This window comes from Kutzneria sp. NPDC052558, assembly GCF_044547355.1.
Taxonomy (GTDB): domain Bacteria; phylum Actinomycetota; class Actinomycetes; order Mycobacteriales; family Pseudonocardiaceae; genus Kutzneria.
Genome location: NZ_JBIUAG010000010.1, coordinates 241,243 through 254,562 on the forward strand (window position 1 = coordinate 241,243; position 13,320 = coordinate 254,562).

A 13,320-nucleotide genomic window follows, 5' to 3' on the forward strand; every position below is an offset into this window, starting at 1 on the left:
CCTTCACGTCAGCGAGTCGCCAGCTTTTCCAGATCGGCCACCAGCTGCGCCATGTCCGGCAGCGTGAGCACGGCGGCCCGGGACTGGCGGGCCCGGCGGCCGTAGCTCGGCCCGCCGAGGACTTCCCGGCACAGGTCGGCCAGCACCTCGGCCGACGGCGTGGTGGTTCCCTCGCCCAGGCCGAGTTCGGCCACACGGGCTCCGTTGTGCGGCTGGTCCAGGACTCCGGGCACCACCACCATCGGCGTGCCCGAACGCAGCGCCTCACGGAGGCTGTTGTAGCCGCCGTGGGTGATGAACAGGTCCGCGGCCTCCAGCACCAGGGGCTGGGGCGCCTGCTCCACGAGGTGCACGTGATCGGGCAGCGGGCCGGCCGGCGCCGCCAGCCCGCCGATGGACACCAGAGCCTGACAGTCCATTTCGGACACTGCATCGATGATCGCGGCCACGACGCCGGCGTGGCCGGGTGGCAGCCGCGTGCCCAGCGCGGCGTAGATCAGCGGCTTCTCGCCGGATGCCTCGGCGATCCACGCCGGCAGTCGCTCGCCCTCCCGGGTCAGGACCGGCTGCCGGTAGCGCAGCACGGCGCCCGTGTCGTGGGCGGCGAAGTCGAACGCCGCCGGCACGTAGTCCACCCGGCCGTGCCGGTAGATCGCCTCGGGGGCGAACGGCTCGTGGTGACCGAGGGCGGCCCAGTGCGGGCTCAGCGACTCGGCCCCGAGCACCGGGTCGAGCAGGTTCGCGAACGAGCCGGGCAGGCAGACGTGCGGGATGCCGAGATGCTCGGCCACCAGCAGGGCGCAGAACTCGGCGTCGTCGCGGACGATCAGGTCCGGCCGCACCTGCTCGGCCAGCTCCAGCAGCGTGCGCGTGCCGCGCGACACGGCCGGCAGCCCGGCGAACAGGTGCACGCCCGTGGCCAGGTCGGCCTGGACGGCCTCCAGGAACACGTCGACCGCGGCGCGGTCGGCCGGCCCGATCATCGGCCCGAGGCTGGGGATCACCGGGTGCACCGGAACTCCCAGGGGACCCAGCAGCGCCTCCAAATCGGGCGACGACGCGATGACGACTTCGTGGCCGGCCCGGATCAGCGGCTCGACCGCGATGGCCAGCGATCTGGTGTGGGAGGCGTTCGCGGTGACGGTGGCGAGAACTCGCATTAGCCGATTTCCCCACACCGCGACGGCCCGGGGCACCCCTGTCGGGGCGGGAAACCCCTACGGAAACCCCTAGCCGCCGCGACATGCGGGAACTCCGGTCAGGACGAGCGTTGCCCCACGGCGTCAGCGGCCATGAGCTCCTGCCGGAACTTCGTCGTCAGCTCGCGTCGGCGGGTCACGTTCAGCTTGCGGTAGATGCGGGTCAGATGCTGCTCCACGGTGCTCACGGTGATGAACAGCGCGTCGGCCACGGCCCGGTTGGTGTTGCCGGTGGCGGCCAACACCGCCACCCGCCGTTCCGCCTCGCTCAAGGTCGCCACCGCGCCCGCCACCGCGGGGGTGTCGTCCGGCGGCGCCACCGGGGCGAGGCTCGACGCCCGTCGCCGCGCCGCCTGCTCGGCCAGCATCCGCGACCGTGAGCCCTGCCCCACATCCTGGTGCGCCTGGCTGAGGTCGTGCAGCGCCCGGCTGAGCTCGAGCCGGCTGCCGCTCTCCTCCGACAGCAGTCGCACCGCCTCGGACAGCAGCTCCAGCCGCGCCTTGGGCTGGTCGGCGGCCGCCGCGAGCACCCGCAGCGCCGGCCCGCGCACACCGGGCAGGTCCCCGCCGGGCAGCTCCAGCAGCTCCTGCACCAGCGCCACGGCCAGATCCGGCCGGCCAAGCCGCAGGTGCGCCCACGCGGCCCCGGTGCGCCAGTTCTCCACCGCCGGCAGGTCGATCCCGTTGTTCCGCATGATGGTTCCGCAGCGCTCGTAATCGCGCAGCGCCCCGTGCCAGTCCTCCTGCGCCGCCGCTGCCGCTGCCCGCGCGCCCAGGTAGATCAACCCCGGCCGGGACCCGAACAGCACGTCCGGCACCGGCACGGCGAGCGTCCGCGCCACCTCCTCGTGCTGACCGGTCTCGATCAGGCCGTGCACCAGGCTGGCCAACGGGAGGCCGATCATGACGCCCCAGCTCTCGTTGTCGATCAGCTTCAGGGCCCGGCGGGCGTAGTTCACGGCGAGCTGCGGCTCACCCCGGCGCACCGCGATCTCCGCCCGCACCGAGCTCACCGCCGCCAGCCAGGTCACCGCGTCGAGGGAGGCGACGCGGGCCATCAGCTCGTCGGCCCGCTGGGCCGCCAGATCCAGCCGGCCGGCATAGAGCAGGGTCAGAATGGCTCCCTGCAACGGTTCCAGGCTCGCCCCCAGGGACGGGTCGTCGCTGAGCCGGGAGTGGCGCAGGATCTGCTCGGCGTCGCTGATCCACGGCTGCGCGGGCGCACCGGCCACCACGTTGCTGACGGCCTGGATGCCCAGCAGCCGCTGGGTCACCGCCGCACCGGGCGCCGGCCCGATCGCGGCCATGCTCGGCACCATCTCGACCAGCTGGAAATGGCTGAACCGGCTCCAGGCCACCGTTTTGCGCACTTCCTCGCAGGCCGGCCGCCGGCCGTCGGCGACGGCCGTGCACCAGAAGTCCAGCACCCGCGCCGCCGGCCCGTAGGCGCCGTGCCAGAGCAGGTACTTCACGGTCGCCGACAGGTCCCGGTCCTCGCAGTGCCCGTTGAGCGCGGCCTCGACCATGCGCCCGAAGTACCGCCGGGCGCCGGCCGGATTGTTGCGGTACTCGATGCGGGCGAAGGCGACCAACGCTCGCGCCCGCTGCCGGTCAGTGACCTTGCCGCGCAGGCCCAGCCGCAGCAGGTCCATGGCAGTGGTGAGCCGGCCCGCGGCCAATGCCCGGTCGGCCGCGGTCCACAGCAGCGCGAAGGCCCACTCGTCGTCACTGTGCCCGGCCGCGACGATCTGGTCCACCACGAGGTCGCCCTCGGCCCCGCTGTCGTACAGCGCGCGGGCCACGTCCTGGTGCAGCCGGACCCGACGGTCGGCCGGCAGCGCGCGCAGCACCGCGGCGGCGAGCGCGGGATGCAGCGGCGGCTCCGGCCGGGCCGGCAGGCCCTCGGCCAGGAACGTCAGCGCCCGGTCCACGGTGTCCCGGTCGATGCCGACCAGCCGGGTGATGGTGTCGCGGTCGGATGCCGGGCTGGCCGCGAGCACCGAGACCACCTCGACCAGGAGCGGATCCTGCGAGTGCACCCAGCCCGACACCGTCGTGTCGAAGGCGTCGCCGGGCCAGCGGCCGCCGGCCAGGTGATCGCAGACGAGCGCCCGGACCAGGCCCGGGTTGCCGCCGGAGATGTCGAGCCAGTCCGCCGGCAGCCCGTACTCGGAGACGTCGGGCACGACGCTGAGCCGCAGATGGTCGGTGGCCTCGCGGACCACCCGGGACCGCAGTTCCGGATGGGCGGGCATCAGTTCGGGGCGCTCGGCGAAGACCAGCATCAGCGGCAGATGCCGCAGGCGGCGGCCGATGTGCAGCAGCAGTTCCACCGACGGCGGGTCGGCGTCCTGGAAGTCGTCGACGATCGCCATGACCGGCGTCTGCGCCGCGAGCTCGGCGAACACCTGGAAGAACTCCCGCAGCGGCGCGCCGTTGGCCGTGCCGATGGGAAAACTGGGCCGCTCGCTGGACAACTGCGGGGTCGCGGCGGCGATCTCGTTCAGCTGGGCCTGCAACCGACAGCGGAACGGCCCCTCCAGGGCCGGTGTGGCCAACAGCTGCTCGATGACCGCGAAGGCCAGCTGCCGCTCGCCGGGAGTCGGCGACGCGCGCAGCACGAGGGTCCCGTCGACTTCCACTCGTCGCGTCAACCCGTCCAGCGTGCGGGTCTTGCCATGGCCGGCGTGGGCGACCACGGTGACCAGCGCGGGCCGGCTCTCCCGGACACATCGGTCGTGCACGGCCATCAGCTGCGCCACGTCGTGCCCCAAGGCCGACCGGTCCGTCCCGTCGACAGCGGACAAATCGGTCATTGCCTGCCTTTCTCTTCCGCGCCGCGGCAGGCGCCGATTCTCGGTTCGATCGTGAGTGTTCCTTCTCGACATCGAGTTGGCGGCCCCCCGCGGCGCGATGGTGGTGGATGTGTCGCGCCTGACGTGATGATCGCACGGACATGAACGTGCGGCGGCCCTTCGTCCATGTCATGGTGAAAAAGTGCACAAATGCGGGGCCCTGTGCAAGTCGCCTCCTCGTGGCCGAGCTGACTGGTCAGCGGCCGTGCGCGACCGGCAGCCCCTGGTGCGCAGCGGTCGAACGTGAGGCTTTGTCCTGTCAGGTTTAGCTGACCGGATGGCCGATGTCACAACGGACGGCGGCCGAGGAAACCAGCATTGGGAAGGTCGCGGTTGTGGCATTCCTGTGAGATCTTCGATGCGCGTCGCCGAGGGATGCGACCGTAAATCCGGCATTCGGACGAAATGATTGCGCCGCGACAGTGATCCGGAGAACGTGGTCACCCGATCGGCGCACTGTTGTCATGCGGTCATCCCACCTCTGAGCGCGTCCACCGGTTCCATCCGGGCTGCCCGCAGCGCCGGGTAGAGGCCGGCGACCAACCCCACGATCGCTCCGGCCACCGGCGCGCCCACCGCCAGCGACAGGTCCAACACCGGCGTCCAGCCGTTCAGCACGGAGATCACCACGACCGCGACGATGCCGGCGCTGTTGCCGATCACGCCGCCGATCAGGCCGACCGCGCCGGACTCCAGCAGGAACTGGGCCGCGATGTGCCGACGGCGGGCGCCCAGGGAGCGGCGCAGCCCGATCTCGCCGATGCGTTCCATCATCGTCACGAGGGTGACGTTGGCGATGCCGATCGCCCCGACCACCAGCGAGACCAGGCCCAGCACGACGAACAGGCCGTTCACGTCGTGCTCGACGCCGCCGCGCAGGGTGGACGGGTCCGGCGGCGCGACCACCCGCAGCGACCCGTGGTCGTTGGGGCTCAAAGCGATCGGGGCCTGCTGGGCGATCAGCGGGGCCGCGCCGAGGTCGGTGCGGATCAACACCTTGGTCGGCGCGCCGACCTTGAGCCGGTCGGCGGCCGTGGTGTAGGGCAGGATCACCGACGCGTCCAGCGCGTGATCGAGGTCCAGCCCGGACGAGCCGAGGACGCCGATCACAGTGAAGGCCTGGTCGTTGACAAAAACCGCCGGCTGGTCGTCGATCCGCGTCACGCCGAGCAGCTTCGCCGCGGTGGCGCCGAGAACCGCCACCCGGTCGTGCCGTGTGACGTGCCCTTCGTCGAAGAACCTGCCCTGCGCGACGCTGGCGCCGACCACCTCGGGCAGGCCGGCGGTGGTGGCGACCACCGGCAACGCGCGGTCGGTGACGGTGTTGGGGTCGTGCAACTCGTTCGCCCGCACCGCGGGATTGCCACCGGGGTCCAGCTCGGCCACCGAGGCCGCGGCGTGCACCCCGTTGAGCCGCACCAGATCCGCCAGCCCGGCCCACGACACCAGGGGCGGCCCGCTCGGATTCGGCGCGGCCGGCACGGTGACCGTGACGCCGGTGGCGCTGACCGCGTCGAACCGGCCGGCGATCTGGTTGCCGGCGGTGGCCGCGGCGCCAAGGGTGATCACCAGCGTGGTGATGCCGATGACGGTGCCGAGCATGGTCAGCGCGGTCCGCACCGGCCGCGACGCCACCCCGGCCAGTGCCTCGTCGAGGAGGTCGATCAGGCGCACAGCGCTTCCTCCCACAGTCGGCCGTCCTCGATCCGGACCCGCCGGTGGGCCCGCCGGCTGACCTGCTCGTCGTGGGTGATCACGACCAGCGTGACGCCCTTCGCCGCCAGCTCGTCGAACAGGTCGAGCACCCCGGACGTGTTGGCCCGGTCGAGGTTTCCGGTCGGCTCGTCGCACAGCAACAGCGCCGGCCGGCCCAGCAGGGCGCGGGCGATCGCCACCCGCTGACGCTCGCCGCCGGACAGCTTGTCCGGGCGAAAACCCGCGCGGTGCCCCAGTCCCACCTGCTCCAGCGCCTGCTCGGCTCGTTCGAGGCGGTTGCGGCGGCCCGTTTTCCCGTACAGCTCGGCCATTGCCACGTTGTCCACGGCGCTGCGGTAGCCGAGCAGGTGGAAGGACTGGAAGACAAAGCCGATCCGGCTGCCGCGCAACGAGGTTCGCTCGCGGTCGTTCAGGCCGACAGTCTCCAGGCCGTCGAGCATGTAGCTGCCGGAGGTAGGCTTGTCCAGCAGCCCCAACGTGTTCAGCAGCGTCGACTTGCCGGAGCCGGACGCGCCGACGATCGACACGTACTCACCGTGCGCCACGGACAGCCGGACGTCGGTGAGCGCGTGCACCGGCGGGTCGGCGGGGAACACCCGGCTCACCCCGTCCAGCCGGATCACCGGGGTGGTCACTTGCTGCCCACCACCACTCGGTCGCCCGACGTGAGGCCGTCGCCCGACACCTCGACCAGGCCGTTGGCGGTCAGGCCCAGGCGCACCGGCACGTCCTTGAGCTGGCCGCCTGCGCGCTGAACCTGCACCCGGGTCGAACCGTCCTGGCTGGTCGCGACGGCCGCGACCGGCACGACCAGTACTTCGCCGTTGGTCTTGCCGACCTCGATGTCGATCTTCGCCGCCTTGTTCGCGTACGCCGCGAGCGCGGCCGGGTCCCGGGCGACCAGGCGCATCGCGGTGGCGTCGGAGGTGGACTGTTGTTGCGGCTGTTGTAGTTGTTGCCCCTGTTGCGGTTGCTGCTGATCGGTGCTCTGTGTGGTCGGCGGCGGGGCGGCGTCCTTGCCGATCGCGTCGACGGTCGCGGGCATGGTCGTGCCGTCCGGCAGTGTGAGCGTGGCGCTCATGCCGACGCGCACGAACTGCGCGTCGGCCGACGGCAGAGTGCTCTGGATGTTCACGGCGCTGTTCGTCGCGGTGCCGATCGACCCGGACGCGGTCGCGCCGGCCCTGGTCGTGACGGTGTCCACCCGCACCGGAAGCGTCGGCAGGAACAGGATCTCGCCGGACGGCACGGTGACCTTGTCGCCGTCCAGCTGCGGTTCGTAGCCGCCGTGCTCGTACCATCGCTTGACCTGCCCCTGCGTCGCGGCGTCGAACACGCCGCTGGTCAGGCGGCCGTAACCCAGAGCGGTCAGCGCCTGCTGCACCTGCTTGACATCATCGCCCTTCAGACCGTCGGTCAGCGTGCGATACATGGGGACCTGGCCCGGCAGCAGGAAAACCGGGCGGCCGCTGACCTCGAGCAGCCGGTCCCCGGACCGGACCGTCGTGCCGACCGCCGGCGCCCTGGTGACCAGCTGGGTGGCGCCGCCGCCACCGACGGTGCCGGTCAGCGTCAGCGGGGTGGCGCCGGTGTACGCGACAGCGCCTTGGGCGGTGATGGTGCTGGCCAGTGCCTGCTTCGCCACCGCAACCGTGATCAGTGACGCGGGCGGTGGTTGGTGCGCGGCCGCGGCGTCGGCCGGCGACGTGATCTGGGCGCCTACCACCCAGCCGCCCGCGCCGGTCGCCGCGGCCACGCAGACCACGACCAGCATGACCCGCCTCGGCGTCATCAGCCGGCCCCGACCTGGAGCAGCTTCTCCACGAACGGCTTGGCCGCCGCCTCGTAGGCCTTGCCGCACTCCAGGTCGTCCAGCGAGGTCTTGATCTCCTTGCTCAGACCCTGCTTCTTGTCGGGGGCCGGGCTGGTGCTGCGCTCCTGCTGGATCGCCTGCTCCAGGGTGCGTTCGATGACCCCTGGCTTGACGCTCGGCACGGTGTAGCCGTGCTGGACCAGGCAGCTGCCGTAGCTCTGTGCGGCGGCCAGCACCGCCGGGTCGGTCTGGAACTGCTGTTCCGCATTGGCCGCGTCCGCCCCGGTCGTGGGAGTGGCTGTCGCCGCCGCGCCGCCGGGTGTCGGGCCCGCTTGCTGGTTGACCTTGGCCAGGCAGCCGCCAGCCGTGGGGTCCGGCTTCTTGGTGGCGGTCGTCATCTGCCTGTCATGGGCTCCGCCGTCGTAAGCCTGGTCGTACGCCTGTTGACGGGCCGGGTCCAGTGCGCTGCGGATGGCGTCGTTCGGGTTTCCCGCGGGGTCGCTCGGCGCGACCACGTTCGGGTCGTTCGGATAGACATCGGACGCGTAGAACTTGCCGTAGCCGTATTTCTGCCGGTAGGCCTTCAACACGTCGTACGACACCAGCGCCGGGTCCTTGCCGGCCACGTTGCCGGCCGGCTGGGTGAGGTGCAGTGGCCGCGGCACGTACTGAAAGCCGGCGGCCTTCATGCAGTCGGCCATCAGGTTCTCGAACTTGATGGACCACGCCTCGAACTTGCCCTCCGGCGTGTTCGTGTCCGGTCCGGCCTGCGTCGAGACGGGCGCCGACGTGCCGGTCGGGCCGCCGGTCGCGGGGGCGCCGGACGAGGCCGCGCCGCATCCGGCGAGCAGCATCCCGGAGACGCCGAGGGCGACGAGCGCCGAAACAGCCCTTATCGTGGTGGTCATGTCAGGTGTGACGGGCGAGCGTCCGAAAAGGTTGAGACAACCGAGCGCGGGTCTGCGGCGTCGGAGCACGTATGGCAAGAGGTGACGTCGAGTTCGTGGAGTTCGTCAAGGTGAGCACTTCACGGCTGCACCACGCGGCCTACCTGCTCACCGGGGATCGGCACCAGGCCGAGGACGACGTGCAGGCGGTGCTGGTGAAGGTGTACGCGGCGTGGTCCCGGATCCGCCGGCGGGACGCGTTCGCCTACGCCCGGACGGTGCTGGCCAACCTGGTTGTCGACCGGTGGCGGCGGCCGTTGCGGGAGGACGCCACCGAGGAGTTGCCGGAACGGGCGGCGCCCGGCGACCTCGCCGACGAGGTCGCCGTCCAGGAGTGGTTGATGCGGGCGTTGGCACGGCTGTCCCCGCGGGAGCGGACCATCGTCGTGCTCCGGCACTTCTGGGACTTGTCCGAGGCCGACGTCGCCGCCGAGCTGAAGGTGTCGGTCGGCACCGTGAAGAGCACGGCGTCCCGGGCCCTGACCAAGATGCGCGTGTCGACCCAGGACGTGGAGCGGGTGTCATGAACGACATGGACAGACTGCGCGAGGCGATGGCCCAGCCGCCCGCCGAGCAGTTCGCCGAGGTCGACGTGGAGCGGGTCATGCGCCTCGGCAGCCGCCGCCGGACGGGCCGCCGGCTGCTCACCGCCGCCGCCGCGGTGCTCGCGTTCATGGTCGTCGCCGGCAGTGTGATCGGTGTCCGGATGTACCGGGACGCCCGCGAAGGCGCCACCTTCGCGATGACCGCGTCACATCCGGCGGCGATCGACGCGGCGCCGTTCGGCCCGGTGATCGACACCGGCGTCGTCGACAACCCCGACCGCGTCGTGCTGTATTTCGCCCCCGTCCAAGGCGGCGCCGGCTACCAGTTGGTGCTGGCCCACGAGTCCGACGACGGCAAGCTCCGGCCGGTGTCGGCCACCGCGGCCGACCTCGGTGGCAGCGGCTTCCGCGGCGTCACCACCGGGCATCCACAGACCTTCCTGCCGCTGTACGGCTCTTTTGTCGGGCCGGCGGCCCAGTTCAAGGCCGTGTACCAGGGCGAAGAGCTCACCGTGCACAGCCAGCTGGTGCCCGAGCTGAACGTGACCGTCTTCTGGGCGGAGCCGAAGTACGACGCAGAGGACATCGGCGCCACCAGCACGGTGCAGCTCTCCGCGTTCGACGCCAACGGAAATCTGCTCACGTCGGGCAGCGGCCCCGCCCGGTGACCCGTCGCCGGCCTTCCGTGTTCGACGGTTGGCGGCGGCGGAAGGTTGAGCGGTTGTGCGCATTGTCAAAGAGACCTCCCGGAAATGCGCGGCGGCCCTACGATTCGGCGATCATGCGGTGACCGACCGTTGCCGTGCGCCCATCGTGTCGAGACGGTCGTCGCCGCACCGAATCCGACCAGTTCGGGAGGTTCTCTTGCGCACGTCCCGTATCGCGCTGGGGGTGCTGGCTCTTGCCCTGGCCATGCCGGCGGCGCCGGCCGCCGCGGCACAACCCGTTCAGCCATCGATGAAACAGGTGCTGTTACCCACCGGCGACCACGTCATCGTCCACACACTGGCCAGCGGGGGCACGGCCACATCGGTAGTCCCTGGCGGCCAGGGCATCGGCCACACCTACATCGCACTCACCCTGAACGGCCACCACTACGAGATCCCGGCCAGTGCCGTGCCGTACCTGAACAACGGTCTGGACCTGAGCCTGTTCGACGTGACCGCGTTGGCAGCAGCCAACAATGCCGACAAGGTGCCGGTGACCGTCAGCGGGGCAGCGGCCGCGGTGCCCGGGCTCACCGCTGGCGGCTACCTGGATGCCAATGGCGCCAAGGAGTTCGGCGCGGCGGTGACCAAGCAGTACTTGGCGGACAAGGCCAAGGCGGTCAAGCCGGCGTTGTTCGGTGGCGACGTCCGCGTCGCGGCGCCGGGCGCCAGCACCCCGGTGACGCCGCATTTCCCCATGCACACCGTGACTCTCGCCGGCAACGACATGGACGGCACGCCCGACAACGGTGGCCTGGCGATCCTGGTCAACGTGGACGACGCGGCCCGCTACGCCGCGCCCAACGAGATGTACCAGGGGACAGCCAAGTTCAGTGTGCCGGACGGCAACTACTTCGCCGCCGTCGTCTACTACGACACGGACGCGGACGGAAACGTCACCGCCGAGCACGACGTGTTCAACTCACAGCTGAAGGTCGCCGGCGACCAGACGATCCGGATGGACGCCAAGAAGGCGACCAGCCGGCTCACCATGGTCACGCCGCGGCCGACGGAGAACTCGGGCGGCGCCTTCTACCTCATGAGGACGGACGCCACCGGCCGCCCCGTCGGCATGGAGCTCGGCTTCGGCGCCGGCACGCCGGTCTGGGTGTCGCCGCAGCCGACGCCGGTCAGCGTCGGCTCGATCCACAGCTATCCGCAGGTGTGGCTGACCTCGCCGCCCGGGCCCGGCACACCGTACGTCTACAACCTCCAGTACCTGGCCACCGGAACCATCCCGGCACAGCGGTATGTGGTGCGGGCCAAGGACTTGGCCACGATCGACACCAGCTTCTACTCCGACTACTCGACCGCCGGCCTGTTCCTCGTGAGCACCGTCTTCCCGTTCGAAGCCCAGTACGGCATCGGCGCGGACCTCGGCGTGCAGCAGAACATGCCGGCCGCCGAGACCATCTACGTGCCCGGCGACCCGACCATCGCCCGCAACGCCGAGTCCGTCAAGTACACCGTGGCGGCTCAGGGTTCCACCTGGTTCTTCGGCATTCAGCACTCGGTGCTGGCCAACTACCACGCCGGCCAGGTGGTCACCGAGAACTGGAACAAGTTCCCGTTGCACACCACCGCCACGGCCGGCCCGGGCGCGGACAAGAACGCGCTCATCGTCGCGGGCGCGACGCGCTCCGGCGACACCGAGAGTTTTTTCCTCACGCCGTTCAGCGACAACCAACCCGGCCACGCCGGCATCGGCCTGTGGGGCGACCCACGCGACACCGTGTCCGGCAGCTGGCGACTGGACCAGAACGGCGCCAAGGTGTCCGACGGCCCGCTGAGCGCCGGCACGCTCCAGTTCGACCGGCAGATCCCGGTCGCGGCCGAGTCGTCGACCCTGCATCTGACCGTGGACGCGAACCGCACCGGCCCGATGTACACACTGGGCACCGCCACCCACACCGAGTGGACCTGGCCGTCCGCCCACCAGGAGGGCGGCAGCCTCCCGGCGCCGTGGCTCTGCTCGAGCCAGGGCTCGGACACCAAGTGCGCGGTGGAACCGCTGATGACGGTCGCCTACGACGTGTCCAACATGGACTTGACCGGCGCCGTGTCGCCGTCTCTCACGCAGGGGGTCGATCTTACGTTCGGCCATCTCGACCAGGCGGCCGTTTCGGCGATCACCGACGCGTCCGTCCAGTTCTCCACCGACGACGGCGCCACCTGGCAGGACGCCACGGTCTCCGCCACCGGCAACGGGAAGTTCCACGCCAGTTTTGTCGTCAACGCCACCAGGCCCGACGAGCTCGTGACGCTCAGGACCACCGCCCACGACGCGGCCGGCGGTGCGATCACCGAGACCCTCACCCGCGCGTACGCGCTCTACTGACCTTGTTGGAGAAAGCCATGCGTATGCGCACGATCGCGAGCCTGGCGTTGGCCCTGGCCGTGTTCACGACGTCCGCCGCGGCCCCTGCCTCCGCGGCGACAACGTCCCGTCCACTGTGCCCGCCGGTGCCCGGCCAGGCGCGCTGCCTGAGCTGGTACGCGCCGGGAACGGCCCACGCCCGGGCCGATGCGTCGGTCGGCCTCGGCGCCGACGATCTGCAGTCCGCGTACAACGTGCCGATCACCAGGAACAGCACGGCATTGGTGGCGGTGTCCATCGCCTTCGACGCGCCGAACCTGGAACAGGACCTCAACATCTACCGCGCCCAGTACGGTCTCGGCGCGTGCACCGCGGCCAACGGCTGCCTGACCAAGGTCAACCAGCGGGGCCGAACCGCCCCGCTGCCGCCGGCCGACAGCGACTGGGAAGTCGAGGAAACCCTTGACGTGTCGATGATTTCGGCCGCGTGTCCGCACTGTCGGATTCTGGTCGTCGAGGGCGACACGCCGAGTCTGGCCGACCTGGCCGCGACCGAGAACACCGCCGTGGCGCTCGGGGCCCAGGTCGTGTCGAACAGCTACGGCGCCGGCGAGACCGGCTCCGTCGTCCAGTACGCCGGCGCATACGACCATCCCGGCCATGTCATCGTCGCGTCCAGCGGCGATGCGGGCTTCGGCCCGGGATCCTTCCCGGCCGTGCTCTCCACGGTCGCCTCGATCGGCGGGACCGTGTTGGCCAAGGCCGACAACGCCCGCGGCTGGACCGAGACCACGTGGCAGTACAGTTCCAGCGGCTGCTCCGCGTACATCGCGAAGCCGGCCTGGCAGCACGACAACCACTGCGGCAGCCGAACCGTCGCCGACGTGTCGGCGGCGGCCGACCATATCGCCATCTACAACACCGACGCCGGCGGCTGGCTGTCGGTCGGCGGCACCAGCGCGTCGGCTCCGTTCATCGCCGGCCTGTACGGCCTGGCCGGAAACGCCGCCACGGTCCGCCCGGGCGACGAGTACAGCCACACCGCCGCGCTGTTCGACATCACCACCGGCAACAACGATGCCCGTGAGAACGGCGGCGCCTGCGGCAACGACTACCTGTGCGTTGCCGCCCCGGGCTATGACGCGCCGACCGGTCTCGGCAGCCCGAACGGCATCGCCGCCTTCTGACGAAGCCCTGACCGTCTCGACCGGCGGTGTGCCG

Annotated in this window: 10 protein-coding genes; 4 read left to right on the plus strand and 6 right to left on the minus strand. The window is 71.0% G+C overall.

Annotated elements, in window-relative coordinates:
- Positions 1 to 8 precede the first annotated feature (8 nt).
- From ACIG5F_RS20140 to ACIG5F_RS20165, 6 genes are all read right to left on the minus strand, one after another.
- Complete coding sequence (locus ACIG5F_RS20140) at positions 9 to 1,160, minus strand: glycosyltransferase (RefSeq protein WP_396519464.1); 1,152 nt, start codon at positions 1,158 to 1,160, stop codon at positions 9 to 11.
- A 98-nt stretch (positions 1,161 to 1,258) separates the two neighbouring features.
- On the minus strand, positions 1,259 to 4,015 hold the full coding sequence (locus ACIG5F_RS20145) for a LuxR C-terminal-related transcriptional regulator (protein ID WP_396519466.1): 2,757 nt from the start codon (positions 4,013 to 4,015) through the stop codon (positions 1,259 to 1,261).
- A gap of 501 nt (positions 4,016 to 4,516) precedes the next feature.
- A complete protein-coding gene (locus tag ACIG5F_RS20150) occupies positions 4,517 to 5,728 on the minus strand; it encodes an ABC transporter permease (RefSeq protein ID WP_396519468.1) in 1,212 nt (403 codons plus the stop codon).
- Positions 5,719 to 6,405 carry an ABC transporter ATP-binding protein gene (locus ACIG5F_RS20155; protein WP_396519470.1) on the minus strand — a complete coding sequence of 229 codons (687 nt, stop codon included), beginning with the start codon at positions 6,403 to 6,405 and terminating at the stop codon, positions 5,719 to 5,721. The genes ACIG5F_RS20150 and ACIG5F_RS20155 overlap by 10 nt, the downstream gene beginning before the upstream one ends.
- Complete coding sequence (locus ACIG5F_RS20160; RefSeq protein WP_396519472.1) at positions 6,402 to 7,562, minus strand: peptidoglycan-binding protein; 1,161 nt, start codon at positions 7,560 to 7,562, stop codon at positions 6,402 to 6,404. Before ACIG5F_RS20160 ends, ACIG5F_RS20155 begins: the two co-directional genes overlap by 4 nt.
- On the minus strand, positions 7,562 to 8,491 hold the full coding sequence (locus ACIG5F_RS20165) for a hypothetical protein (protein ID WP_396519474.1): 930 nt from the start codon (positions 8,489 to 8,491) through the stop codon (positions 7,562 to 7,564). Before ACIG5F_RS20165 ends, ACIG5F_RS20160 begins: the two co-directional genes overlap by 1 nt.
- Before the next feature lie 71 nt (positions 8,492 to 8,562).
- Here ACIG5F_RS20165 and ACIG5F_RS20170 point away from each other — a divergent pair, with 71 nt between their 5' ends.
- The 4 genes from ACIG5F_RS20170 (at position 8,563) to ACIG5F_RS20185 (ending at position 13,286) form a co-directional block, all read left to right on the plus strand.
- Entirely contained in the window at positions 8,563 to 9,057 is a 495-nt protein-coding gene (locus ACIG5F_RS20170; RefSeq protein ID WP_396519476.1) for a SigE family RNA polymerase sigma factor, read from the plus strand.
- A 5-nt stretch (positions 9,058 to 9,062) separates the two neighbouring features.
- Positions 9,063 to 9,743, plus strand: a complete 681-nt coding sequence (locus ACIG5F_RS20175; protein WP_396519478.1) for a hypothetical protein — start codon at positions 9,063 to 9,065, stop codon at positions 9,741 to 9,743.
- Between the two features lie 196 nt (positions 9,744 to 9,939).
- Entirely contained in the window at positions 9,940 to 12,120 is a 2,181-nt protein-coding gene (locus ACIG5F_RS20180) for a hypothetical protein (protein WP_396519480.1), read from the plus strand.
- Between the two features lie 17 nt (positions 12,121 to 12,137).
- Positions 12,138 to 13,286 carry a peptidase S8 gene (locus tag ACIG5F_RS20185; RefSeq protein ID WP_396519482.1) on the plus strand — a complete coding sequence of 383 codons (1,149 nt, stop codon included), beginning with the start codon at positions 12,138 to 12,140 and terminating at the stop codon, positions 13,284 to 13,286.
- The last annotated feature ends 34 nt before the right edge of the window (positions 13,287 to 13,320 follow it).